Origin of the sequence: Pseudorhodobacter sp. E13 (assembly GCF_003991405.1) — a bacterium.
Lineage (GTDB): Bacteria > Pseudomonadota > Alphaproteobacteria > Rhodobacterales > Rhodobacteraceae > Pseudorhodobacter.
Genome location: NZ_RPEN01000142.1, coordinates 23,936 through 49,624, shown reverse-complemented (window position 1 = coordinate 49,624; position 25,689 = coordinate 23,936). Strand labels below are relative to the sequence as shown.

Below are 25,689 nucleotides of genomic sequence, written 5' to 3'. Positions count from 1 at the left end.
CGGCCCTTTTGATGGAGAGCGGGCCGGGGCTGGCTCATCTCTTGATCCCAAGGTTCCGCATAACCCGCACCATGCTCAGAAATGAGACGATTCCATAGAGTCAGGATAAGGCATGGTGGCGCAGCGCCCGATGCCGAAAGTCCGCAGTAATCTCCTTGCTCTGGTCGATTATCTGGACACTTGCGATTTCACCTCCAAGGCTGAAGTTTTCACCTTTTTCCGAGGACCGACTATGCAAGTCACCAGAACTCCAGAGGGGACTGTCCCTCGCTATTTTGTCCGCGACGATGCGGGTAATTCCGTCGAACCGATTCACGATTTCCTCCGTTATCTTGACGCTCGGGGCTCATCCCCGAACACCATTCGCTCCTACGCCTACGACCTGCGGCGCGTGTGGGAGTTCTTCGAAGCCCGAGGGCTCGAGTGGCAGGGCTTCAACATCGCGAACGCCGTCAATTTGATCGCTTACCTGCACGACCGGATCGATATGCGCCCCGGCCGGTCCGCAAATGCGGCTGGCCCGGATCGGCTGTCACCGGCAACGGTCAATCGAGCGCTGGCGGCAATGTCTTCTTTCTGCGACTGGGCGATCATCGCAGGGACGCTGACCCCGCCGAACCCGATGCGGGTCAGCAAGAGTATCAACAAGCCTGCGGTCACTGATCGGCACAGACCGTTCTTTGAAGGCATTTCCCATCGCTCAGCGAGTGTGCGCGTGATCCGTGTCCGCAGCGTTCACCGCCTGCCTCGCCCGTTGAGCGACGACCAAATCGAACGTCTACTCGCCGAGCTGACCAGCCTGCGCGATCGCGCCCTTGTGCTGCTGATGCTGCACGGTGGGCTGCGGCCAGGAGAAGCACTCAGTTTGCATCTCGAGGATATCGCCTATGGGCGGCGGCGCGTGACCGTCCGATGTCGCGATGATCACCCGAAAGGGGCACGCGGAAAGTCGCGCGTCGAGCGTGTCGTCGACATGCATGACGGGCAGGCCCTCGATACCATCAGCGGCTATGTTATGCGCGACCGTCCCCGCGAGACAGAGACGCCGTTCATCTTTCTGGTCGGTGGAAACGGCACGAGGCGATCTGAGCCCTTGTCCTATGCCGCGTTGGCAAAAGCCTTCGCGCGAGCGGCGCAACGCGCCGGGATCAAGTCTCCCGGCGTCACACCGCATGCGCTGCGGCATACCCACGCCACCCGCATGTGGGAAGCAGGCATGCGAGAGCTGACCCTGCAGCGCCGGCTCGGGCATGCATCACCGGAATCGACGCGCATCTATACACGCGTGTCCGACGCCACTGTGCTCGCCGAGTACAGCCGTGCAATGGGGCTGAAGCCATGACAGATCCCTTGCCGGATGCCCTGCGGACGTTTCCGACCGACATCGCGCCGTCGCATAGCGGGGAGGAGGAATACCGCACATTTATCCTCAGCCTCGACATGACCCGCAATATGAAGAACCGGTATATCGCTCAACGTCGAGAGTTCGTCGCCGCTTTTCCCGATCTCGCTCTTTGGTGCGAACAACCGCTTGAGGTTCGGCTCGGCCGACTTCACGGAACGTCCGCCTTCACACCTGAACACCCCGCCTCGTTCTGGGCGCGGCAATATCTCTACTACCTCGCCTTCACGGACCGCCTCCGCCTCGACTATGGGTTCCTCCTGTCGATTTCGCCCATGTATGCCGCCCAACTCGCAAAGCAGCTGGGCATCGATCTGGGCATTCCGGATCTCCGCAAACGCCAGAAGGCGATGGGGTATCACCAGACGACGCCACAGGGGTCGACCATCTGGGTGGTTTCCCGAATTGCGCTTCATGCCGGCATACGTTCGCCTGAACTTGTCACCTCCGATGACCTCGAGGCGTTGAACGATGCAATTTCTGCATATGCGGCGTCTTCCCTGATGAAGCGCTTTCATGGCTACGACCTGCAGAAGGCCAAGACGACCGCCCATTACTGGCACCGCTATGTCCGACAGACACAGCTTGTCCTGCACCACCTCGGCAACGGCATCGCGCGGCCACGCATGAGTGCCGACAAGCGAAGGCCGTACGTCTATCCGAGGCCAGACATGGGCGTATTCGTCGAGCGCTGGCTGGAGATAAAGCGCACAAGTCTTTCGAGAGTGACGGTCGACCACTGCGCCGTGTCGCTCCGCCGATTTGTCGACTTCCTGGTTCGCCACGATCCAAAGATCGAAAAGTTCGCCGATGTCACGTCCGAGGTGATGACTGCCTTCCTAATCGATCTTAGGAGCCAAGTCGGCGCCAGAACCAAGCGTCCATTGTCGATTACCGCCCAAAGATCCCGTGCGCTTCATGTTGCGCAATTCCTCAGCGAGGGCGCGGCCTGGGAATGGCCAGATTTCCCTACGCGACCAGTGCTGAACACGCGCGATCTTCCCCGCCTTCCGCAGCGGCTCCCTCGGTATATCCCCGCCGAACAGCTTGGCCCCCTGATGGAAGAGGTCCGCAAGCTTTCCTGCGATTTCCAGCGCGCCGCGATTCTGATCGCGCGATGGTCCGGCGCCCGTCGGACAGAGATCGCAAGATTGCCCGTCGACTGTCTGGACGCCTATCCCGACGGAACGCCACGGCTGCGCATTCCTGCGGGAAAGACCTACAGGGAACGGCTCGTGCCGCTTCACCCTGAAGCTGCCGACGCTCTTCGCAGGGTGATTGCCCTGCGCGCAAAGTCGGACGAACGCCCGGTCCCGGATGCCAGAACAGGCCAATACGTCAAGTTGCTCTTCTACCGCCGCGGTGTCGCGATCTCGCCCGACTACCTGTTCAATTATCCACTCAAAGACATCTCTCACCGACTCGGCCTGGTCGATGGAAAAGGGCAGAATCTCATCTCGGCACATCGCTTCCGCCATACGGTCGGCACGGAACTCGCCGAAGGCGGTGCGCGGATGCAGACGATCATGGACGTGCTTGGGCATCAAAGCCCGCACATGTCGATGGTCTATATCCGTGTCAGCGATGAAGCGGTGCTTGCCGACTATAAGGCCGTGTTGAAACCTGATGCGCCGATCGCCGGACCCGCGGCAGAGATCATCCGCAATCAGCGCCTTCCACAGAGCACGGTCGATTGGCTGAAGTGCAACTTCCTGAAGACCGAGCTCGAACTCGGTCATTGTCTGCGGCTGCCGGAAGAAGGCCCCTGTGAATGCGACCTCTATCTGAACTGCGCCAAATTCGTCACCACCCGATCTTATGCACCGAGGCTGCGGGCGCGCCATCGCCTCGAACTCAATCTGACAGAAGATGCGCGGTGCCGGGGTTGGACGCGAGAGATCGAACGGCATTCAGGAATAGCCTCCCGCATTGAGCAGCTTCTCGTCGAACTGGGCGAGCCAGTCGCAGACGCGGCCCAGGAGGTCGGGCAGGCGGTCGAAGCGGCACGGAAAATGTCGCGGTAGCCCACAGGTACCTCCCCGCCGCCCGCTCCGCTGCGCGCGTATCCGCGCTACGCGGGCGGCGGGGGCCCTCCTATGGACAACCACGACAAACCCCGACCCGGAGAACAAAAACAGCTTGATTGTCCGGATAACATCGAACCAAGCATGCACTCCGATGAAATCCTCGACCGTGCCGCCCCATTTCTTCACCGAGGACAGGGCGTGGTGATAGGGATGTGCCATCGCCGCCCCCTCAGAAATCATGGGTGTAGAGTTCGGACGACGTGAAGCGTTCGTTGAACTCGAGGTGGATGCAGCGGGCCGCGGCGTCGAAGCAGAACTCGCCGTAGGCGCCGTCGTTGTTTTCCCAACCGCCATGGGTATCGGAGAGGAAATCGTAGGCGAGTTGCTCGACCACATCCTCCAGCGAGAGCTGCCGCATCTCGACCTCGGGGTCGTCCCAGGTCAGCGCGGCATAGGCGATCTCGGTCGCAGGGAAATCGACGGCAGTCTCGCCGGACCAAGCGCCGATGCTTTCGATCTGGCCACTGTCCCCGGCACCGTCGAAGGTCACGGTGACATGGGTGATGCCGGCGGACGTAAGACCATCGAAGAGGCGGTCCTTGTTGCCAGGGCGCAGCGCTTCGATCCGGGCGGTGCGTTCGGCATGCACCGCGAAGATCTGCGCCATGTCGACGGTCGGGGGTGCCATCGGCGGTGCGAGGGTGGGTTCAGTCAGATTCATCGGGTGTCTCCGGTAAGGGGAAGGGAACGGAGCCGGGCCGGGCGATCTCTCTCCCCCGGACAAGCTCCCAATCCCCCCTGCCCTCCTCTGTCTCTCGGGCCTCACGCAGCGACCTGCAGCGCCCCGGCGGCGAAAGCGCGCCAGAGCGGGTCGACGAGCCGGGCATCCAGAAGATCGGCGCGGTGGCGCAGCCGCTGCGCGAGATCGGGCTCACCCCAGGCAGCCGCACGGCCCGCCTGCGCGCGCAGCTGGCTTGCCTCGGTCACCACGCCGCGCGCCTCGGCCGCGCTCGTCACCGGGTGGCACCAGGCGACAGCGTGGTCGCTGGCGGCCCCGGCCAGCACAAGGCGCTCGTCGCGGTCGATGATCGCGAGAAACTGGGGCGCGGCATCCCGGGCCATACCCTCGGCATGGTCGATCGCGTCCTGCATGGCCCCGGCCAGCGTCGCGAAACGGGAGAGGACGAGCGGAGCCGCGCGGCCCGACATGAGATCAGCCGGTGCGCGGCGCGACAGGGTCAGGGCGAAGAGGTGGTTGGGGTCGGTGTCGCCCGAGGGAAAATGCGGCGGGACGCCCCGCGCGTAAGCGGTCGGGTGGATGGGCAATGGCAGGTCGAACATGGGAAAATCTCCAACGGCGCGGGAAGCCGTTCTCCCCGCCTCATCCGTCAAAGACCAAACCGCCGCCCTCTTCCTCGAAGGGGCAGCGGTGACGGGTCCGATGGGCCCTCAGAGCTTGCCCAAGGCTCGTAGGCTCAGCTCCGTCCCGGCGCCGACGATGATGTGGTCGTGCAGCGTCAGGCCGAGATACCTGCACCCCTTCTGGATCTCCTTGGTCATGCTGAGATCGGCCTCCGACGGCGTCGGATCGCCCGACGGGTGGTTGTGGATCAGGATCAGGGCGCTGGCGTTCAGCATCAGCGCCCGCTTGATCACCTCGCGCGGATAGACCGGGACGTGATCGACCGTGCCGGTCGACAAAAGCTCATCGGCGATGATGCGGTTCTTTCGGTCGAGGTAGAGCACGTGGAAGCGCTCGATGGGACCGCGGACGGTCAGAGCACAATAGTCCATCAGCGCCTGCCAGCTGCCGATGACCGGGTTTTGGCTCAGGTAGCGACCGAGGATGTCGCGGGCCTCGAGGATGACGGTTTCTTCCTGGGGGGTCATGAGGATCTCGCTGAAATGCGCGCACCGAAACCCCCTGCCCTCTCGGGGCGGGGCGAGTGGCATGCATGTGGAAGGGGAGTGCGCGACCGCCGCCGATGCAGGCGGCCGCGTTGTCGGGCCCGGCGTCAGCCGACCCGGTCGAGGAGCTTCTTGGCGCGCCCTTCCATGTCGAGACGGGCATCCTGCTGGGTCTTGTCGCGCGCAAGCCGCGTGATGCCCTGCACGAAGTCGAAAATGCTTTCGGGCGGGCGGCCTTCCTCCATCAGCACCTTCTCGATGATCTTCCCTGACTCAGCCTTCGAGAAGCCGCGCTTGCGCAGGAAGTTATCCCGGTCCTCGTCCGTCCGCGCCACGATCTGCTGCCGTGCCGCCTTGATGCCATTCACGAAGCCATGCGGCGAGGAATTGGCAAACCGCGTCAGCGCCGGGGCGGCCTCATGTGCGAAACGCGAGGCGGCGTATTTCGAGTGGCGGATCTTGATCTCCTGAAAATCCTCGACGCCCCAGAGATTGCGGTTCTGGCATACCGCCCGCAGGTAGAAGCTCGCCATGCCGAGGGTCTTTGCGCCTACCTCCGAGTTCCAGCAGTAGAAGCCCCGGAAGTAGAGATCGGGCGAGCCATCCGGCAGCTTGCCCGCTTCGATCGGGTTTCGATCATCGACCAGAAACAGGAACACGTCGCGGTCCGAGGCATAAAGCGTGGTCGTGTCACGGCTGATCTCGACGTCGGGGTTGTAGACCCCGGTCGACCAGTCGAGCACCCCCGGCACCTTCCAGCGCGTGTCTCCGGTGCCATTGCCCGCGATGCGCTGCACCGCCTCGACCAACTCATGGTCATGGATACGGCCATAGTCCGGGCCGGTCACCGCGCGCAGCTCCGTGCGGCCGTCTTCCGTCTCGAAAGTCTTCACCTGCTCGGCGCGGTGGTTGGTCAGACCGTATTGCAGGTTGATCCCCGCAAGCGGCGCGGGCAGTTGCCGCAGGTAGGACGCCGGGGCACCGACGATGCTGGCAAGCTGGCCAAAAGCCCAGTGCGTGGGCGCGACCGGCTCATGCGCTTTCGGCAACATCAGGTGCAACCGCTCGGGGTTATCCCGCGCGGCTTCGACGCGGATGTCGGCCGTCTGCACCACGCGGCTGCGGCTGCGCTCTGACCGACCCTTTACATTGGCCCAGAGATCGTCGAGCGACAGATACCGCTCATCATCGGGCCGGTTGAACCATTCGGACGACACCCGCCCGTTCCGCTCACCCCGGCTCACATCCACTTTCCAGCCACCAGCACGCGTCGGCGCGACCGGATCCAGAACTTCTATAACGCCCATCGGTATTCCTCCGTGACGGGCGCCAGGAGCCACTCTCCCAGCCCTCAACCCGTCACCGGGAAACCGGCACAACTCGGACTCTCTCGGGCAAACGGTGCAAAGCCAGAGGCGCTCCAACCCCGCAACGCATCGGTCTTGACCTGCAATCGAAAATGGCAGACGTTGTATATGGCCTTTCTCGCAGGCCGGTGTGCCCGCCACGCGAAGCTTTGCAGCGATTTTGACTTCGAACAGCAGACTTCATGCCATAGGCGGGTCTGATTAGCAGCGGGCACCTAGTCGGATCCAGCTTGGACATGGATCATGACACAGAACGATAAGCTTAAGAACTTGAAACTCCTGGCAAAGCGTTACGCCAGAGCGACCGGTCAACCACAGCACGCAGCGCTCGACTTTGTTGCGGCACGATTGGACTTTCCCCATTGGAATGCCTTGACGGGTAGCGCCAAAGGAGAGTGGGCTCCCTCCGAAGCACAAGTCGCCACGATCAAGGCCTTCGTGGAACGGATCACTTCCTACGAGGGTTCGACCTTCGACCATATCTTCGGGGGCCCCGATGCCGTCACTCGAGGAGAAGTCCGGGGGCATCCATACGCGCTGAAAACAATGTTTGGTAACGTCCACATGGAAGGCGATGGTTGGCGGATCGTCCTGCTAGAAAACCCTTCGACCGCCCCTCGGGTCGAGATCGACATCAAGCAGTCCCAGAACAGCCCGATGAACGATCGAATGCTGCGCGAAGAAGCCATCGGGATTGCCGAGGAATTTATGCAGAGCGTCAAGGCGCGACGATTTGCCGATTGGCCACGTCGCGCCACGAAACCGGATGCGGAAGGAAAGGTGCGCCACCCGTTCTTGGAGATGGAGGAATCGAACCTCTGGTACTGCCTCCATTGCGATGCCGAAATCACCGGACGACAGATCGCTGGAAGCCATTGGCATTGCCTGGGCTGCGGCGCATCACCGATCAACATTTTCCCAGAAGCGTTCTGGTTAGGGCCGAACGAGGGAAAGCCAGTGCCCGTCCAAGTTCGCGCCGAAGGGCAAGAGGTGGAACCTATCGTCTCCATCGTCGATCCGCGGCCAAGACTTGATCTCAGCAAGGACCAGGTGACCCATTTGATCCGGGCAGCCCTGTTCGAGGATGCGACCAATGCCAGTGAGCGCATGGGCGCGGGTCTTGCCGAAATCTGGGTGGATGACGATCTCGACGTCGTTATTTCCTTCGAGGATCGCTACTGGCCCGAAGAAAAGGAGCCGACAGCCGCGATCGACGTGGCTGCAGTGCTCGGGATCGAACTGGAGTTGGAAGTTATGTGGTCGGATCCGCTGTTCGCGTGGCCCGGTTTGGCCACAGTGACCCAGAGCACGGCCGACTATACCCGCATGATGCTTGATGCCTATCGCAGTCACGGCATCGTCGAAGAAAGGAACAAAGACCAGTAGCGCCGGAGCGTCGGACCGCCAACACTTCGGGCAGTCTCGGTCGAGCAGCTTTTTCATCCGGCGGGTCGGACAAACTCCAAGACAACTGATGAGGCCCCGGTTCTGGAATCGGGGTCTCATCCTCGCCTTATGATGAAGCTGGCTAGGCCGCTTCCCAGACCTGGTTCAGGATCCGGGCCGCGATCTCGGATTTGTCCTGCGGCAAGAACCGACCGTAGTGCTGCGCGACCATATCCGGTGTATCCTGAATGGCGTAGCTCGCTTGTTCGTAGGACCCGGTGCGCTTCAGGATATGGGTGGCCAGAACGTCCCGCACATTGTGCGGCCCGTGCGGCAACAGGCCTTCAATCGCGCCGCGCTTGGTCCATGGGTTATAGATGCCGTAGCGCTGTATCGCTGTGCGCCAAGCCTCATAAAACGTGTTCTGGCAGTAGGCCGCATTGGTGCTGGTCATCTTCGCCGTCTTGACGAAGAAGGTACCCGGGTCAGCCGCATCGCCGATAAGCCGAGCGCGATGGCGCTCGATCCAGGCTTCGATCAGTTCGTAAAGTCGCCCGAGGTCCGGAAGGATCAGGCGAAATGGTTTTGAGCCGAAGAACGACGAGTTGGCGTTCTTGAATGCCACCGACGGGATCAGGATTTCCCAACCCTGGTCGCGGCTGCTCCAACGCAATTCGCCCCGTTTCAGGTCCTCCAGTTTGCGCTCCGATGTCGGCAAGGTCCCTGGCCGGCACAGCATTAGTTCGCGCAAATTCTTCTGCCGCAGCCCCGTGTGAAGCCCGATACGCAGCATCAGGAAAGCACGGACGGCTTCTGCCGCCGCACGGGCGTTGTGCCGTTCGTCTGGCATCCGCCGCAGGATTTCTTCGGTGATCTTGCGGTACTCGCCGACCGGACTTGGCGCTTCGAGCACCGGCAGGATGGGCTCGAAAGGGTCTCGATGAATGCGGGCAACGCGGTCGATCTCCTTGATCCGACGACGGGCGTGTTTGTACATGCGGTCGCAGGCGGCGGGCCAATCCGACTGCACCGCGTTGATATCAGCCTCGGTAACCAAGCCCTCAATCGGCCGAAGGCTGCTCCCCATGCGGGGCGATTGACGCAGCCAACCGGTCTCTTCTCGGCAAATCGCTGCAGCGATCGATAGCAGGTCGATCTCCCATTTGGTGTAAAAGCCGCGACGACGCTCGCGCCAATGAAGGTACCAATCCCAAACCTGGGGGAAGATCATCATGGCAAAGGTCAGAAGTTTTGGATCGACGCCGAGACCCTGTACTTCGCTCTCGGGTGGGGCCACGAACGCCCCGAACCATAGCCCGAAATGCTCCACCTTCTGGGAAGCTGTCTCCGTTCCCCAGACCCCGTTCCTCTGCATGCCGAAGGCAGCGAATGTCGACGTCTTGAAGCGAAGGAATTCGGCCATCTCGTCGTTCAGGCGCTTGGGCGCGATGACGATGCCAGACTCTTCCGGCGTCCGTGCGGGTGAAGACTTGCGGACCGGCCCCGAGGCACAGCTGAAGCGAACCGCATAGCGCTGGCGAATGGCCGCTGCCTGATACCTGCGATAGTCCGTTGACCCGCTTATGATCACGGTGCGGACCCAGTTCATCATTTCTGCCTTTTCCTGGCTTGATCGTCGGTTGAAATCTTCGGGGAGGTGCCAAGCCAAACGCCGGCGCTCAGATTGGGAGATGTCGTCCAGATCAAAATCGCCTGGTGCTCGATCCGGAGTACCGGACAGGCTCAGGAAGTAGCCTGCGCGTAGCCGATAGCGCCGTTCGATCCGCCCAAGAATTTCCAGGCTGATCGCGGCGCGCGGTACCTTCTTGCCGCGCCCCCAGCTGATCAGCGTGCTGCGATTGACGCCGTCCTCGGGTCTCACCACGGCGTTGTAAAGGTGGTAGATGGTTTCGTCATGACGGCGGGCATGCAGTTGAAGGGCTTCGCCAAAGGTCGCGGGGTCCTTCCATGTCGTGTCCAGTGGCTCGGGAAACTCGACGATCGCTCTCGGGCGGACGCCGGGCTTCTTGCGAACCTTCTCGCTGCTGGTCACTGGAACGGCGGCGGAGTTCGCGGAAGGCACGGTGACCTTGGAACGCATTGAGCGGCTCGCCGTGCGAGCCGGGCGCAAGTCCACATTCGAAACTTCCCGTGCCACAGCATCGAAGATCGGCTGCAAGTGCGCCCGATGGGCGCGGAGCCGCTCGACATTGATGTCGAGCATGGCAGACAGGGACTGCAGGTCGAGCCCACTGCCCCGATAGGGCGGGTATTCGGCTCGTTCGAGCAGGTCGACCAAGCAGCCATAGAGCAAGCGCACCTCACCTTCGGTGAAGATCGTCGTGAACCGGCTCTTGCAAAACTCGGCGATCCTGCGCGGCGTGAGAGCAGAAGATGTTGATTTCATTTTCCATCCTTCGATTTCTGGGGCGGCCCAGCTATCGAAATGAACGATTGGACGGGAGGGGCATTCGACCGGAGGGAAGCCCAGAACCCGGCGGGTTTCCCCGCCGGGCCCGAGGGGGAGACCCCGTTCTTTTCAGAACGGGATCTCGTCGTCTCGATCGACCAGCTCGGGGTTTTCGTTTTCGGCCGACTTCGGGCGGCTCAGGAAGTCGACCTTCTCGGCGATGATCTCGCAGCCGTAGCGGTCAGTGCCGGTGGCGTCGGTCCACTTGGTGTAGTGGATGCGCCCGTGGACGAGAACCTTCATGCCCTTTTCGCAGTGCTCTGCGACGGTCTTGCCGAGACCGTTGAAGCAGGTGATGCGGTGCCATTCGGTGTCCATGACCCGGTAGCCATTCTCGTCGCGCATCACGCGACCTTCCGAGAGGCGCGGCCGCGAGGTGGCCAGGGTGAAGTTGGTGATCTTCGTGCCACTTTGGGTCGAGCGCACTTCGGGCTTTTGACCGATGTTGCCGGCGAGGATGACGATGTTCTGCATGCTAAGCTCCTGTGTTTCCTGTCCCTGGGACCGTCCCTTCGACAAGACCCGGAAAAAGCCTGTCGGCTGAGGCGTGCACGGGAGACGGAACGGCGACCGGAAACCTCCAGAGGGCCGGGGTGGAGCGGGCAGGTGACGCGTTTCCTCAGAAACGCTAGCCAACACGGCCCGGACTGACGCGGGGTTGCGCGCCAGAGGCCGAACAGGCTTAGGGGATTGTCAGTCGAAGGGATGGCACCGGGGATAGGAGCGGCCTGGGGCTCTCGCAGAACTCGGCCTTCCTCACCAAGGCAACCGGGTTGAAGCAGTTGTGAAACCGCCGACCCGGCAGCTCAAGCCAACCTCATCCCCCTGCCCTATCGCGGCGTCCTCCGTGGGAGTTGCGATGTTGCAGCCTGACGGCTATCCCGGACGCATCATTCAGGACACGAGGGCCCAATGGCTGATTTCAATCTCGAGGCGATGTCGCTCAAGGCACTGCGGCAATTGCAGAAGGACCTCGCCAAGGCGATTTCCACCTATGAGGACCGTCATAAGGCCGAAGCCCGCACCAAGCTGGAAGCCATCGCCAAGGAGATGGGCTACTCCCTCGCCGAACTGATCGGTATTGAGGTGAAAGCCACCCGTGCGCCGGCCCTCGCGAAGTATAGGCACCCTGAGAACGCGGCCCTCACCTGGTCGGGCCGGGGCCGGAAACCGCAGTGGTTCGCAGACCACATCAACGCCGGCAAGGACCCGAGCGCTCTGGCGGTCTGACGGAGTTGGGTGACCCCGCCCGGGCGAAGCATAGCCCAAGTTAAGGAAACCGGTTTTTGCTGACACGACTGTTCGATCATGTTAGAAAAACGACGATTTCTTAACACGACGCGGAGCACATGTTAAAGCCGACCTATGCCATTCCCGCCCTGCCACCCCCGGCCGAGATCGAAACCGTTCCGGTCCTGAAGGCGCTCGCTCGCGCCAGCCGCGCGCTTGCGGATCTGAAGGGTCAGGCCAAGACCATTCCGAACCAAGGCATCCTGATCGACACGCTGGCTCTTCAGGAAGCCAAAGCTTCGTCGGAAGTAGAAAACATCGTCACAACGCAGGATGAACTGTTTCAGGCGGATGTTTTCCCTGACGATCCGCAGTCCCCGGCGGCCAAAGAAGTGGCTCTTTATCGCGACGCCTTGCGTCTTGGATACGCACGCTTGGGCGAAACCGGCGGCCTCATCCCAAATTCGGCGCTCATCGACATGTTCCGCTTGCTGAAGGGCCGCAGCGATGGATTTCGAGTGACACCGGGTACTGCCCTCAAGAACGAGCAAACAGGGGAGATCGTCTTCGTTCCCCCCCAGGATGCGCATGAAATTGTCCGCCACATGACGGCGCTCGAACGGTTCATCAACGACGATGAACTCAGCGATCTCGATCCGCTCATCAAGATGGCTTTGATCCATCATCAGTTCGAAAGCATCCACCCGTTTCCGGATGGGAACGGACGGATCGGACGCATCCTGAACGTACTTTATCTGACCAGAACGGGGTTGCTCGACATCCCAGTACTCTACCTGTCACGGTTTATCACCCGTAACAAAGCAGACTACTACAGGCACCTTCAGGCGGTGCGCGACACGGGCGATTGGGAATCCTGGGTCATCTACATGCTGGAGGCCGTTGCAGAGACTTCTGCCACCACGGTCGAGATCGTCACCGGCATCCGACAGCAAATGGCGGACGTGAAGCATCGGCTACGGGATGACTTGCCGAAGTTATATAGTCAGGAACTTCTGAACAACCTGTTTCGCCACCCCTACACCCGGATCGAATATCTGCAGAACGATCTGGAAGTCAGTCGGCAGACGGCCGCGAAGTATCTCGACACCTTGGCCGAGCACGGCTTTGTCGAAAAGCACCGCTCTGGAAAGCACAACTACTTCATCAACGTCGCCCTGGTGAAACTCTTCCTCGACGTATCGGGCGGACCGTAAGCCCGACACCGGGCGTTCGGCTCCTTAGGCGGACGTGCCGACCTCCGCGTCGGCTCAGATTTCCGGGCCACCGAGACGTCTGAAAGCCGAACGGTCCGGATCGGGGACCCTGCCCCGATGCCGAACCTCGGGAGAAACCGTGGGCATCATGCCCACGGGTCGACCTCAGCGATCACCTGAACCTCGTCGCCGTCGATTTCATCGGCGGGGACGGCACCGAAGGTTCCATCCCCTGCCTGGAAGACGACGATGGAGACCATGAGCGTGGCTGCGAGGCTGGCGGCGAAGGCGTGTGCATCTTTGCGGGACATTTGTTTTGGCTCCTGCTGGGAGGCGAGGGACCATCCCCCGCGCTGACAGGAACCCGCAGGACCAAAGACGGGCTGACATCACCGGGTGCGTTCGGGCTTGCCCCGAATCCGGCTGGCGGCACGGGCTTGCCCCGTAGTCCGAGCCCTTGTGGCTTGATCTCGAAGACTGGATTTGGGCCAAGGAAGGGACTGGCAAGCGGGGGATGGTACTTTGACACAAGGAGCCGAATTGTCCCGCTGATACTCACCCCGCCAGCCTTGCAGACATGCTTTTGGTTGGCCGAGGCCTTACTGGGGATGGAGCCTTTGGTGCCCCGCGCAGATGCGCGGGACAAGTTGGTGCTGGATGAGAGGCCCGCGTGCGGCGGGCCCCCTTGGTCTATGAGAAGGCTCAGGCGGCAATATCCGCCTCCCCTGCCCTATCGCCATCTTCGGAACCGACGGTCTCGATCCTCGCATTGCGATAGCCCTCCCTCGCGATCCAGAGCTCGGCCGCGGTAATGGATTCCGCCAGATGCAGCAGCTCGGTGTTGCCACCGAAGTCCAGAAGAACACGCACTTGTCCAGCTTTGGGTTCCTCAGCCACCTCGAAGACCAGCCGACTGTCAGCCGAATGGCTGCGCATGATGGTGACAAGGATGACCCCCTCTGAGGAGAAGTTGCCCTCATGCAGGGTGAAGGACGCCGGGGCCGTCCAGGTCGGATAAGGCCGCGGCGGTTCCTTCTTTACCAGACGGCCAAAACCGTTGGACCTTTCCCACGCCGCCAGCTTTTTGGTGAAGCGCGCGGGCGGTTTGGGACTGCCATCAGTGTAGCGAATGAGCGCGCCCAACGGCGCTTGGTTGATTATCGTGGTTGCGGACATGATTCCTCATCATGAATGCGAGAATTCGCACTCATCATATTGATATTGTTGATATTTGTGGTGAATGAGGGCGGGTTTCCCCGCCCTCAGAGGCTCAGATCACTCCGCTGCCATCATCGCGGTGCTTGCCACGGGCAAATCGGCCGTCAGGAAGGCGGGCAAGTCAATCTCGACGTCAATGTCTGCAGCGCCCAAGGCTTCTTCGCTCAAAGCCCCCTGCCCTTCTGCAGCGACATCACCCTCCAGAGCGTCAAGATCACTGCGCCGCAGAACCTCCGGCAACCAACCGCTGCCCTTGAGCAAGCGCTCCGCTTCCGTGGCCATCTCACCTTTCTTCAGATGGTCGAGCAGCTGGGCGATGCCCTCCCCCTTCGCCTCACGCACGGCCTCAAGGATACGCGCCTTGGGCACCCGGTTCAGATAGTTGTCCGTCGTCGGCTCCCAGCCTGCCGTGACCATGTCGAGATCGACAGCCTTTGCCACGATCTCGGACTGCGCCATGCGGCGGGTCAACCCGCCGGCCGAGATGCCCGCACCGTAAGGGTTCACCTTCTCATGCAGCGCGTTGATCCCGAAGCTCAGGCAATGCGCCAGCAGAGCCAGACGGCTGGCCTGATCGAGGGCCGAGAGATAATCCCAGAGCACAGCATCGTCGCCAAGCGGCAGATCGGCCTCCCAGGCAGCATGACGATCGTCGACGGCTTTTGCCACCGGGCTGTCCTTCAAATCAGGCCCCTGAGCCGACATATAGACGGTGCGCACAGAAGCCTCCAAGCAACTGCCCGAAGCGCCGGAACTGCGGAAGGTGCCATTGACGAGCTTCATCAGCAGAAGCGTCAAAGCGACGTTGGGCGAACGCCCAATCGCCTCACGCAACGCAAGTGTGCGATGCGCGGTCAACTCCATCACCAGGCGCTCTGGCAAGGGCTTCAACGTGCCATCATCCTCATCGTCGGGAAGACCGACACTGAGCGGTTGGCCCCCGGAAGTGATGACGGTGACCGCAGACAGACCAGCGGACAGCTGATCGGCAGAGACACTGCCATCAGCCCCCTGCCCTTCCGCGCACGGTTCATTGCCGAAGTTGGCCACGGTCTCTTCGCGAGGTTCATCCTCCGGCCGGACATAGCCGCGATAGACAGCTAGGTTGCCATCCCGATCCATCGTTACGAAGACCCCGGCGCGACCAACCTCGGCCGCTTCGAAAATCAGCGGACGCTGCTCAAAGGCCTCCATGGCAACTTCCAATTCACCAAGCCGCGCATCGATCTCTTCGGGGTATTCGTCCTGACCAGAATATTCCTCTTCAAGCGTGCGATACTCCGCGAGCAGCTTGGAGTGCTCTGCAGCTTCATCCGCGCTCAGCGGTGAGGGATCGCCAACCAGACGCCGCAGACCGTGGCTGTAGCCGTAGGGTAGGTCAGTGGACACCTCGATCCACTTCCAACCCTCAGCAGCAACTGACTGCGCCTCGGCTTGCAGCTTGTCCGCGACCAAACGGTCAAGCAGGGCAGGGTCCTCCAACCAACCGCCATCATCGCCTTGGAAGAGGTCGCGCAAGACAACCCCACCAGACGCTTCATAAACATCAACACCGACAAACACCGCGCGCCGATCCGAGGCCCGCACAGAGGTTTCGGTCAACATGCGACGGATGGAAAAGGGCTCCTTGTTCCAGGAGTTCTTCAGCGCTTCCCAGACCTGCACCTGACGCGCGTGATCGGGGTTCACCGTGAAGGCCATGAGCTGTTCCAGCGTCATGCTATCCTCGGCATAGACCTCGAGTAGGGCAGGGGCCACGGAGGCAAGTTTCAACCGCTGTTTCACGATCTGCGGCGTCACGAAGAAGGCCGCCGCGATAGCCTCCTCACCCTGCCCCTTCTCCTTCAAAGCAACAAAAGCGCGGAACTGATCGAGCGGGTGCAAGGCAACGCGCTGCATGTTCTCAGCCAACGAGTCGTCCTCGGCCAGAATATCTGATGTCACATCACGCAACACACAAGGCACAGGCGCCGTCTTCGCCAACCGCTTCTGCTTCACCAGCAACGACAGCGCCTGAAAGCGTCGACCGCCAGCAGGGATCTCAAACTTGCCGGTCTCGATGCCATCAGCATCCAACACAGGCCGCACGCTCAGGCCTTGCAACAAACCACGGCGAGCGATGTCCTCAGCCAACTCCTCGACCGACACACCGGCCTTGATGCGCCGGACGTTGGACTGGCTCAGCACCAGCTTGTCAAAGGGGATGTCCCGTGAGGACGACAGGGTGATCTTCTGGGCAGCTTGGGCCATCAGGTCTTCTCCACGACGGGCGCCGGGAGCCACTCTCCCGATCTCACTTCCCGCCACCCTCAAACCAACCATTCTCTCACTTTCCTACTGGACATAGGTGGCAACGACAGCGCGCCAGACCGGCAGGGCGGCGCGTTTTAGGTTAGTAATCTATGTACCAACGCAAAGTTGGCCATGGCCAACTCTTGTCTTGGTGCAACCGGCTAGGATCCTCGAAAGGTAGCTATCAGGGTTTTTGACTTGGTCGATCTTGCACGCCATTTGATCTGCCACTTGAATCGCCTCTGCCAGGCCAAGCAAAGACACCGCCCTACCCAGCAGAGCGCTGTCTATTCTCAGCATCTTACCAAATTCAAATAGCAGCTGTAGGAGGCCGTGTTCTGTGGTGGGGTGGTCAGGATAAAAGGCCGGGATTTCGGTCAAGCAAGCCCACAGCTCTGTCATCGAGCGCGGTAAGGTTTTTTTTGTATATGATTTTTGAGTCTCTTTGTGCCGGACATTTTGTCCGTCTGTGGCGGTCGTTTTGTTCGAGTTAGAAGACGGTGCTTGTTCTTGGCGTTGTTCGTGTTCCGGATCGTTGGCCGTGGCCAACTCTTCAAAATGCGGTACGCTTGGAGCGACTACCTTACTTTGCAGGATGCATTTAAGTCTGCTGATGACGCTGCTTGCCTGAAGTACAGTTACTCCGGTTCGACGCATAAAGTTGCGGGCAGCTTCGACGAACTCTAAGGCCTCGCCTTGCAGGCAAAGGGAGAGACATTCACCGCGCAGTTTTTGGATGTAGGCTTTCATGCCTCGAAGTTCGTCGGCTTCCTGACGATGTTTCTGAGACAGTGTAAGGATTTCGCCAGACCGTGCGAGCAGGGGCGACAAGTCGATGCCGAACGCACCGATGACTTTACCGTTGCGCATAATTGGGAATCGTTTGCCGTTGGCGCTGTCACGCCGTTGGATTAGATTAGCGGCTTCAAGTTTCTCAAGGTGTCGCCGAAGTTGCCTGTCCGTTATGCCTTTCGCGCGGAAACATAAAGTGTCGTTGCAAGCGAACACGGTCAGCAGGGTGAGTGGCGTGATTGGGCTATCATTCCCTGTTTTCGGATCGTTGCAGGGAAGGCAGCTCAAGAGTGCGTCAAGCACAACGACTGTAGGCGGCCGCAAGCCCAGTGTGCGACTTGTGGTGTTGACCGCAGCCATAAGCGCGCGCCGCGTTACAGGTACGAAGTGTGGCTGGTGTTCGATCGTGCCAATACCGGCGAAAGAATCGAAGATTGAAGGCGCACAACTCAACTGTGCCTCGACCTCGATGGTCGTGACTGCTTCTTGTTCCATCTGTTTTCAGACGGCAAAAGGATACCTGTCACCGAAATCGGTGTTGCAGTGATTCGAATTTTTGGGTACCAATAGATTGCGAGTAAATCGGGACCCTCTGGAGTGCTTCACCGCCTTCGGGGGGTTTCTTTTTGCGCTACGTCTGCCTCCTTTTTGATTGCTTCTTGCCTGTTTGATTAGGGTTGACCATGGCCAACCCTATAAAGATCAATCACTTAACCGTTTCGGCGTCATGATTTTTCTTTCCACTCCTTGTAGAGGCGCTCAAGCTGCGTCTCCACGAAGTTGATGAACCCGCGCTCCTTTTTGTCGGAAACCTCGATCAAAAGACGTTGGCCTTTGGACCTGAAAGCCACCGAAGTTGCGGGCATCTTGTTGAGCGGGGCAGGGGAGGGGCCCTTGGCGGCAGACTCCGCTGCGTTCTGCTGTGCATCCGCAACCTTCTGCAGTGCATCGATGACAGCGCTGAGTTTCTCTGCCGCAGTGCCTTCTTCAGGAATAAGCAAGAGGACAGAACTGTCAGAAGGGGCGTTTTCGGTTTTGACCAGACGACGCAGTTCCAGCCATGGGCGACGGCCTGCTTCATGCGCGGCGCCAATTTTGTAGATAACTGCGTCGGGCACGTCGCGGGCAACGCCAATCAGCTTGCTTAGCGTTCCCTTGTCGACAGCTAGCACATCGCCGATCTCGGCCCGGGTGAAGCCCTGGTCTTCCAGCTTGGTGGCGAAAATGGCTTGTTCGATGAAGCTGCGCTCTAGGCGCGCAGAGTTTTCCAGGGCCTGTGATACAAGCGCCTCACGATGGTCCATTTCCTTGACATAAGCCTTGACCTTGATCCCAAGCACGCGGCACGCGGCAATTCTGCGGCGTCCGTAAACCACCTCATAGCGAGGGCCAGGGCCGCGGCGATAGCGGAGCAGGGCAGGGAGCTGTTGTCCTGATGTCCTGATGGACTCGATCAGATCATCAAGCCCTTCTGATACGTCAAAACGATCCGCGATTTCAGAATCGCCGATCTCATTGACATCCACGTCCTGGGCCGCCTGTGCCGAGACCTGAGAAAGGACGTCTGACATGCTCTTCAGGGAACGAGGCGAGCTTTCGTCCACCTTCGACCCGGCCTCGGCAGCAATCAAAGGCTTTGAGCCCATTTGTGCTAGGCTCTTGGCAAGAAGATCACGCTTCATTTGTGCCCCCTCGACCCCATGCTGACTGGATCATCTTCTCAATGTCATTTGAAAAGCTCATCACCGACTCTAGGGCTCGCTCATAAGTCTTTCGGTTCTTGGTCGTAGCGAGGTCCACTTCGAAGATTGTCTTCTGCGAAAGGCCGGCCTCGCTAACCGCCGAAGACTTCACGAAGGGCGTCTTGATCACGCTCTCGCCTAGCAATTGCCTGAGCCATTCAGACAAGTCCTGCTGCGTGCTGATAGCGGTATCGAAGCGCGTCAGGAGGTAGGCGAAATTGTCATACGCGCCGATGCCACCGTTCGAGTACAGGACTTCCAACACGCCCGACGCCATCGTCAGGAACTGGCTGGCCGAGGCCAAGTCGACACGCTCAGGGATGATGGTCATGAGAAGCGACGTCGATGCACAGACCGCCGCCATCGTCAGATAGCCAAGCTGAGGCGGGCAGTCGATTAAAACGATGTCATAATCGTCTTCAACCTGTCGTAGCGAGTCGCGGATCCGATTGAAGAAGACGGGTTGTTCGCCACGGCTCAGCGCGGTTGGAGTTTCGGTTTCGAATTCCGAGAGCATGATCCCACCGGGCACTAGATCCAGGTTCGGGAAGTAGGTCTTGCGCAAAACGTCCACGATTGGCACCCGGGACGTTTCGCCATCGTTGTAGCGAATTGCATCATACAGCGTGCCGCCGTGGCGGAAGTCGATCTCTGGCTGGTATCCAAAGAAGGTCGTCAGTGAGGCCTGAGGGTCTGCATCCACCAAACACACACGGTATCCACGCAGGGCGAGCCGCATCCCGAGAGTCACAGTGGTCGTAGTTTTGCTGGATCCGCCCTTGAAGTTGACGGTTGACCAGATTTGAAGCTTGTCACCTTGTCGCCGACCGGGAAGGAACTGAAACGGATCCTTTGCATTCTGAGCCAGAATGTTGCGGATCTGGAGGATGTTCTCGGCGGAATAAAGACGCTTGTTACCCGGTCCCTGTTCGACTTCTGGGATTCTGCCGTCGAAATGCGCCTTGCGCAGATAGCCGTCGCTCACCCGCAACAACTCTCCGACCTCTGCGCTTGTGAAGGCGCGGAGTGTCTTTTCTTCCTTCGGTGCCAGAAAAAGCTTCGACATATGTTCAAGGGCTTCAGAAAGCCGCTCTGCGTCTGCCTTTAGCTTGTCATGCAACACTTGGTGCATCATCATTCGCCTGTCTCGAGACATCTCTTAAGCGTTACCCGTGATCTTCAGTCGATCGGTGCCAGCAGGAACGCAGTGGACGTCGTTTTCTTAGTTTTCGCGTTACAGATATGACGCCCGTCGGGAAGAAACTCAAGGCAAATCTTGTGCAGCTATCTTGTGCTTTCTGCCGTTCATGGCACCATATGATGCGAAAAGGCTAAAGTGACCTGTTAAAAGCTGGGTGTAGGATATTGTAAAGATTGCAGAAAATGTCGCGAGACTTATCCACAGGACCCGACGCCCTTGAACCCACGCGTGATGCTTGGAAAATCTCTGATCGGGCTCAGTAACGCTGTAGAAGACCTGACCACGGCAATCGTGTTCGCGTGAGCATCGCAAGCGATTCTCCGTCTGAGCCCGTCGGTAGAATGCCTTTTTGCCTCATGGGCACCGAAAAGCGTTACCTACTACAACAGTCCCAACTTCTTCGCCCGCTCCAAGATCATCTTGACCGATGACGGCTCCCACTTGCTGCGGCCCCTAGGTGTCCGTTCGCGCATGGTCTCTAGCCGGTCGCAGATGGCTTGAAGAGTCATCTTGGGATCTGCGCCTTTGATGCCCGCGACGATGGCGGGCAAGCGATCATCCTTGTCGGACGCGGAGGCGCGGGAAAGGATGGTGTCCGGCAGCAGGCCTTCGCGGACGAAGGTTTTGGCAGCACGGATCAGGCGGGGCAGGGACCAAGGCTGCGCCTCGCTCGGCAGACCTGAATTGACGATGCGTAGCACGTCTTCCCAAGGCAGGCCCGGTCTCAGACGGCGCACTTCCGGCACCCACTGTTCAGCACTGGCATTAAGCTTCTGGAAATGGCTTTCCACTCGCGCGGCTCTTGCCTTGCGGATTGCCACGGGATCGCCCGTCTTAAGCCCTGGGTTGCCGCCAACCCGCCCTGCCGCCTTCGCAGATCGAAGCCCGGCCTTGGTGCGCTCGCGTATCAGTGCCCGTTCAAACTCGGCGGCTGCGCCCAGGACCTGGAGTGTAAACTTGCCCTGCGGCGACGCCGTGTCGATCGGATCCTGCAACGAGCGGAAGTGCGCACCTTTTGCCTCCAGCCGCTCGATGATTTCCAAGAGGTGAGAAAGCGAGCGGGCAAGGCGGTCGATCCGAACCACCACAAGCGTATCGCCAACGCGCAGCTGATCCAACACACGCGCCAGAATTGGCCGGGAGCGACTGCCGCCAGATGCTTGCTCCTCCACGATTTCCATACAGCCCGCCGAGCGCAACTCCTGTACCTGGGGCAGGGCGGTTTGGTCTTCGGTGGAAATACGCGCATATCCGATGAGTGGCACGGGGCAGGGGACCTTTTTGCAATTGCGGATGTCAGGAGTAAACGACCGATTGTAAACGGATGCAACGGCACTCTGTAAGGTCCAACTCAGCGAAATGTTCTTGGTTTACTGAGGCTGAGCGCGATGCGAGATTCTATCAGGCAGTCGCGTGCGCGTGCTATATATACAGTGCAGCCGCACCCCAAGAAAACCCTTGGGTAAAATGCAAAATGGACGTATTTTGCACATATGAAGCCTCAAGCATCTGCCATAACTGATGATTTTGGCGACCCTCGCATCGATGCGGATGAGGCCGAGGAGAGAACCGAAGACAATCTGTGGTTCCTGCCTGGTCCGATCGAAGAGGAGACCGACGATCTGCCGCCCCGGCCACGTGCAGAACGCTGCGAGACTGCGATCCTCGACGACTGGCGAAAGACCGAGGCGGGCCACTCCGCGCGCCTCGCCCGTGTTGCAGGTCGGCTCGGCGCGCTTGATGACCGGTTGCTGCGCGGGCCGGAGGGTTGGCGCCACAGGCTGGCCCTGATCGAGGCGGCCGATCTGAGTTGGTTCGTCGGCGACCGGGTTGCGCGGGATAGGGTTGCGCTGTGGATCTCCATGCGTCTTTCCGGTGCGCAGGACGACACAGCCGCGCTGTCGCGTGTCGGCTGGGCGGTGCGGCGGCTGACGGGTGGACCAGGGCCAGACCTAGACCTGTCAGCCTTCTTGGGTCGCCGAGACCCCGAAAACATGGAGCATCAGGCCGAGCCGTTCGCGGATCGCGCAGGAGGTTGGCTCGATCTCATGGAGCAAGCCACGGACCTGCACCCAATCACCCGCGCCTGTATGGGCTTTAATCTTTGGAACCTCGCCGGTCTTGGGCAATATGGTGATCGCATGGAGGCTGCAGTTACGGCCGCGCGGATCGCGGCCAGTGATGGGAAAGGGGCGATCTTTGCGCCGCTGGCCATGGGTGGGGCAGGGGGCCTTCGTGCTGGTGGCCGACCCGCCGACGGTCTGATGCGCTGGCTTGACGGAATGGAAGCGGCCTGCCTGACTGCGATGCGGTACCTCGACGACGTTGAGGCATGGGCTGCGCGGGCGGAGGTAGAGATGACCCAACTCTCGGGCAAGACGGCGCCTGCACTGCGCGCTGTGCTGACCGAATGGCCACTTGTGTCGGCGCCCATGGCCGAAGCCCTCACCCGCGCTAGCCGCGCGGCTGTACAGCGTAACCTTGTCTGGATGGGAGCGCGGGGTCTGATCCGGGAGGTGACAGGACAGGGGCGATATCGAATGTGGCGCCTGAATGTTTAGGATGCTGAAGGACCCTGAGAGGTAAGTGTCAACCATTTGGCATCCACACTTTGAGCCACAGCACTAGGCTAGCCTTACGCCTGATTGGCTTAGGAACTCAAATAATAGAAGCAAAGCTAATCCTGCACGCTGTGTGCTCGCATTCAGAGAATATACGCACGCTACCTGGGCGCAAAAATCGAGGGGCCACATGGAAAGCGCCGACGAACCTTCTATGGGAAAATCTCGATAGGCGTGCCATCTCGAACCATCGCGTATATCTCTTCGATTTGCCGATCGCTGACGGCGATACAGCCCGCAGTCCAGTCTCGGACATTGAGAGGTTCTATTCCACGTCGGGGACCGCCGTGGATGAAAATATCTCCACCGGGAGAGCGACCCTGTTCGGCTGCAAAGGAAGCGTCTGCATCATTTGGATAGGAAATGCCTATGGACAAATGGTAGAGACTATCCGGGTTACGCCTATTGATGAGGTAGCGTCCTTCGGGCGTCTTTCCATCGCCTTCGAACTGCTTGTGCCCTTCCGGTGCAAATCCAAGACCAATCGGATATGTCTTCAATGGACCCGTTTCGCCATCGAGAAAAAGCAGCCGCTGGGACTTGTAAATCCGCAATCGCGTGACCGGTGGCCCGTCGTAAGTTCGAAACTTTCCTGCGCATGCGGACAGCAGAACTGCGACAGTGCCCAGCAAGAAAACGCGTCGTGTTTCGATAGATACCATGTGCTTTAGTGTCCAGTTCGCAGTGATCGCACCCGAGCGCTCGAGGCCGTACTATTCGACAAGGCCAGAGCGCGGCCTGACAAACATCGAGGTCAGCAATACCCTATGATCGACGTCACCGAGACACAACTGGCAATACAATGGACCAAAGTGTCGTTTGTGATTAGTCCAGCAGATGCGCCCCGCTCCTCGGTGTTGAAGCGGTTTCCGCTTGTGCGGTGTCCAATCCGAGGTGTGCATACCATGCATCGCGTTCAAATGGGGTCCGCAGCGGACTGAGAAGGCACGAGGTGCCTGGTTTTGTGGCCTGGCTGAACAAATATCCCTTGCATCTCTAGTAGCTAGAGGTTGCATCGTGCCAATCGAATACGCAGTCTTACATTAGGAATATCCATGCTTCGAGCAGTCACGTCCGTTGTCCTGATTTCCGGCTTCCTCATGGGCAGCCAAGTTGGCGCCCAAGAGCTATCCGAAGCCAGGGTAAAAGAACTGGTTGCTGAGGCTCTCAGAGAAAACCCAGAGCTTGTCTTGGAGGCCTTGCAGGCCCTTGAGCAACGCCAGGCCGAAGCCGAAGCCAAAGCAGCCCTAAGCGCGCTGTCAGCAGAACGCAGCATCCTGGAGCGGGATTCAAACGCGCCGGTTCTAGGGAACCCCGAAGGCGATGTCACTGTGGTCGAGTTTTTCGACTACAACTGCCCGTACTGCAAGAAAGCTGCGCCGGAGATTGATGCCCTTATGGAAGCGGACAAGAGCGTTCGTCTTGTCCTTCGTGAGTGGCCGATCCTTAGCGAAGGGTCAGCTTTTGCCGCCCGAGCCGCCTTGGCATCGCGAGTGCAGGGAAAATATGCCGAGTTTCATGAAGCGCTTATGACCATGCGGGGCAAGCTTGAAGCCGAAACAATCCTTCGCATCGCTGGGGAAACTGGCTTGGATGTCGAAAAGCTGCAGGTCGACATGAAGTCCCCCGAGGTCGAGGAACACATTGCGACATCGATGAGGCTGGCCGAGGCGCTCGGCTTCAACGGAACACCGGCTTTTGTAATTGGCGATCAGCTCATTCCCGGTTTTGTTGAGCGAGATCAATTGACTGAAGCCGTCGCGGCTGCGCGGTCCAGGGAGTGAACGGGCGGCGGTAAAGTGAGGTCGCCCCCCTTAGTTCTAGCAACCTGACAAGCAGCAGACCAGAAGTGCCGGGCACTCCTAAAGATGCCCGGCGCATACGAAATCACAGAACAAGAACCGGAGTTCCCTTCGGGACCTGCTCGTAAAGTTGAATAACGTGATCATTCAGCATTCTGATACAGCCGTTTGACACTGATTTTCCGATTGAAGATGGCTCGGTGGTGCCGTGGATCCGATAGTAGGTATCCACCCCATCTTGATACAAATACAGTGCCCTCGCGCCGAGGGGATTGTTCGGTCCGCCAGGAACGCCATCCGCAAACTTCGCGTAGCGGTCCGGGTCTCGACGTATCATGTCATTTGTCGGACGCCATGACGGCCACTTCGCCTTACGCTCGATGATAGCGGTTCCCTTGAACTCCAGACCTGCCCGCCCGACTCCGACACCATAGCGGATCGCTCTTTCGGTCTCGAAAATGTGGTAGAGGTAGAACTGGTGAGGTATCACAAGGATCATTCCCGCCGCATATTGTTCGCGCACTCGGACTTCTTTCGGCTGGAACTGCTCGGGCAGAACGAACGGGTCTTCAGTGTGCGCGCGCAAGATGCTTGGTGTCGTCAAAAAAGCTGCTGTGGTGCAGCCGATGGCAGATCGTCTGGTGAACATATGGCCTCCGGGAACCGACTGGGAAAGGTGCTGTATCCGTCAGGACCAGCTTCGCGGCGGAGGTAATTTTGGTGAATAGGTTAGGCTGGGCTTTCGTTCTGGCGCCAGCGCAAAGGCGGAACCATTGCTTTTCCGTATAATATAATACACCACCGCAGATGGTTCGGTGATCCAGTGGCATGCACCATGACTGCTTGTTTCTGCGCACCCAGCGCTAATACATCCAAGCTCTAAGTAACCATTACTCCAGCCTTCATCTCTCGACTTGTGTTCGAATGCAGCGCTAGGAAAACTAGCGCAAACCGTGAACAGCCAAAAGAGGATCAACATCATTCGCATGCGACGATCATATGCCCCCGATGCTAAAA

At 59.7% G+C, this 25,689-nt stretch carries 22 protein-coding genes; 7 read left to right on the top strand and 15 right to left on the bottom strand.

Annotated elements, in window-relative coordinates; genetic code table 11:
- Positions 1-112: 112 nt before the first annotated feature.
- Both EGN72_RS03485 and EGN72_RS03480 read left to right on the top strand, forming a co-directional pair.
- Positions 113-1,342 carry a tyrosine-type recombinase/integrase gene (locus tag EGN72_RS03485; RefSeq protein ID WP_233587016.1) on the top strand — a complete coding sequence of 410 codons (1,230 nt, stop codon included), beginning with the start codon at positions 113-115 and terminating at the stop codon, positions 1,340-1,342.
- Positions 1,339-3,426 carry a tyrosine-type recombinase/integrase gene (locus EGN72_RS03480; RefSeq protein WP_127045255.1) on the top strand — a complete coding sequence of 696 codons (2,088 nt, stop codon included), beginning with the start codon at positions 1,339-1,341 and terminating at the stop codon, positions 3,424-3,426. The genes EGN72_RS03485 and EGN72_RS03480 overlap by 4 nt, the downstream gene beginning before the upstream one ends.
- Positions 3,427-3,658: 232 nt before the next feature.
- Here EGN72_RS03480 and EGN72_RS03470 read toward each other — a convergent pair whose 3' ends face one another.
- The 4 genes from EGN72_RS03470 to EGN72_RS03455 all read right to left on the bottom strand — a co-directional run bounded on the left by EGN72_RS03470 (position 3,659) and on the right by EGN72_RS03455 (position 6,644).
- Complete coding sequence (locus EGN72_RS03470; protein WP_127045253.1) at positions 3,659-4,150, bottom strand: DUF6878 family protein; 492 nt, start codon at positions 4,148-4,150, stop codon at positions 3,659-3,661.
- 101 nt (positions 4,151-4,251) lie between these two features.
- Positions 4,252-4,770 (bottom strand): DNA repair protein RadC, encoded by a 519-nt coding sequence (locus tag EGN72_RS03465; RefSeq protein WP_127045252.1) that lies wholly within the window; start codon positions 4,768-4,770, stop codon positions 4,252-4,254.
- Between the two features lie 108 nt (positions 4,771-4,878).
- Complete coding sequence (locus EGN72_RS03460) at positions 4,879-5,319, bottom strand: RadC family protein (protein ID WP_127045251.1); 441 nt, start codon at positions 5,317-5,319, stop codon at positions 4,879-4,881.
- A gap of 125 nt (positions 5,320-5,444) precedes the next feature.
- On the bottom strand, positions 5,445-6,644 hold the full coding sequence (locus EGN72_RS03455) for a DUF932 domain-containing protein (protein ID WP_127045250.1): 1,200 nt from the start codon (positions 6,642-6,644) through the stop codon (positions 5,445-5,447).
- Positions 6,645-6,947: 303 nt separating this feature from the next.
- On the opposite strand from EGN72_RS03455, the gene EGN72_RS03450 reads away from it, so the two are divergent.
- Positions 6,948-8,090 carry a hypothetical protein gene (locus EGN72_RS03450; protein WP_233587015.1) on the top strand — a complete coding sequence of 381 codons (1,143 nt, stop codon included), beginning with the start codon at positions 6,948-6,950 and terminating at the stop codon, positions 8,088-8,090.
- A 142-nt stretch (positions 8,091-8,232) separates the two neighbouring features.
- Here EGN72_RS03450 and EGN72_RS03445 read toward each other — a convergent pair whose 3' ends face one another.
- Positions 8,233-10,497, bottom strand: coding sequence for a hypothetical protein (locus EGN72_RS03445; protein WP_127045249.1), 2,265 nt, complete (start codon positions 10,495-10,497; stop codon positions 8,233-8,235).
- A gap of 132 nt (positions 10,498-10,629) precedes the next feature.
- Positions 10,630-11,034, bottom strand: a complete 405-nt coding sequence (locus EGN72_RS03440; protein WP_028030787.1) for a single-stranded DNA-binding protein — start codon at positions 11,032-11,034, stop codon at positions 10,630-10,632.
- 438 nt (positions 11,035-11,472) lie between these two features.
- Here EGN72_RS03440 and EGN72_RS03435 point away from each other — a divergent pair, with 438 nt between their 5' ends.
- On the top strand, positions 11,473-11,790 hold the full coding sequence (locus tag EGN72_RS03435; protein ID WP_127045248.1) for an H-NS family nucleoid-associated regulatory protein: 318 nt from the start codon (positions 11,473-11,475) through the stop codon (positions 11,788-11,790).
- Positions 11,791-11,909: 119 nt separating this feature from the next.
- Entirely contained in the window at positions 11,910-13,004 is a 1,095-nt protein-coding gene (locus EGN72_RS03430; RefSeq protein ID WP_127045247.1) for a Fic family protein, read from the top strand.
- Positions 13,005-13,150: 146 nt separating this feature from the next.
- Here EGN72_RS03430 and EGN72_RS19275 read toward each other — a convergent pair whose 3' ends face one another.
- From EGN72_RS19275 to EGN72_RS03400, 7 genes are all read right to left on the bottom strand, one after another.
- Complete coding sequence (locus EGN72_RS19275) at positions 13,151-13,315, bottom strand: hypothetical protein (protein ID WP_167384016.1); 165 nt, start codon at positions 13,313-13,315, stop codon at positions 13,151-13,153.
- 391 nt (positions 13,316-13,706) lie between these two features.
- Positions 13,707-14,180 carry a hypothetical protein gene (locus EGN72_RS03425; protein ID WP_127045246.1) on the bottom strand — a complete coding sequence of 158 codons (474 nt, stop codon included), beginning with the start codon at positions 14,178-14,180 and terminating at the stop codon, positions 13,707-13,709.
- Positions 14,181-14,279: 99 nt separating this feature from the next.
- Positions 14,280-16,472, bottom strand: coding sequence for a ParB/RepB/Spo0J family partition protein (locus EGN72_RS03420; protein WP_127045245.1), 2,193 nt, complete (start codon positions 16,470-16,472; stop codon positions 14,280-14,282).
- Positions 16,473-16,622: 150 nt separating this feature from the next.
- A complete protein-coding gene (locus EGN72_RS03415; RefSeq protein ID WP_233587014.1) occupies positions 16,623-17,801 on the bottom strand; it encodes a helix-turn-helix domain-containing protein in 1,179 nt (392 codons plus the stop codon).
- Positions 17,802-18,031: 230 nt separating this feature from the next.
- Positions 18,032-18,988, bottom strand: a complete 957-nt coding sequence (gene repB, locus EGN72_RS03410; RefSeq protein ID WP_127045244.1) for a plasmid partitioning protein RepB — start codon at positions 18,986-18,988, stop codon at positions 18,032-18,034.
- The gene (gene repA / locus EGN72_RS03405) at positions 18,978-20,186 is read right to left on the bottom strand and encodes a plasmid partitioning protein RepA (protein WP_127045243.1); all 1,209 of its coding nucleotides are present in this window, start codon (positions 20,184-20,186) and stop codon (positions 18,978-18,980) included. Before repA ends, repB begins: the two co-directional genes overlap by 11 nt.
- A 443-nt stretch (positions 20,187-20,629) precedes the next feature.
- The gene (locus EGN72_RS03400) at positions 20,630-21,514 is read right to left on the bottom strand and encodes a recombinase family protein (protein WP_127045242.1); all 885 of its coding nucleotides are present in this window, start codon (positions 21,512-21,514) and stop codon (positions 20,630-20,632) included.
- Between the two features lie 228 nt (positions 21,515-21,742).
- Between EGN72_RS03400 and EGN72_RS03395 the strand changes: the two genes are divergently transcribed.
- On the top strand, positions 21,743-22,810 hold the full coding sequence (locus EGN72_RS03395) for a hypothetical protein (protein ID WP_127045241.1): 1,068 nt from the start codon (positions 21,743-21,745) through the stop codon (positions 22,808-22,810).
- A gap of 212 nt (positions 22,811-23,022) precedes the next feature.
- On the opposite strand, the gene EGN72_RS03390 is transcribed toward EGN72_RS03395, so the two are convergent.
- Positions 23,023-23,532 (bottom strand): murein L,D-transpeptidase family protein, encoded by a 510-nt coding sequence (locus tag EGN72_RS03390; RefSeq protein WP_127045240.1) that lies wholly within the window; start codon positions 23,530-23,532, stop codon positions 23,023-23,025.
- Positions 23,533-23,925: 393 nt separating this feature from the next.
- Between EGN72_RS03390 and EGN72_RS03385 the strand changes: the two genes are divergently transcribed.
- Positions 23,926-24,654, top strand: a complete 729-nt coding sequence (locus tag EGN72_RS03385; protein ID WP_127045239.1) for a DsbA family protein — start codon at positions 23,926-23,928, stop codon at positions 24,652-24,654.
- A gap of 103 nt (positions 24,655-24,757) precedes the next feature.
- On the opposite strand, the gene EGN72_RS03380 is transcribed toward EGN72_RS03385, so the two are convergent.
- Positions 24,758-25,321: a L,D-transpeptidase gene (locus EGN72_RS03380; protein ID WP_127045238.1), complete on the bottom strand. Its 564-nt coding sequence runs from the start codon at positions 25,319-25,321 to the stop codon at positions 24,758-24,760.
- Between the last annotated feature and the right edge of the window lie 368 nt (positions 25,322-25,689).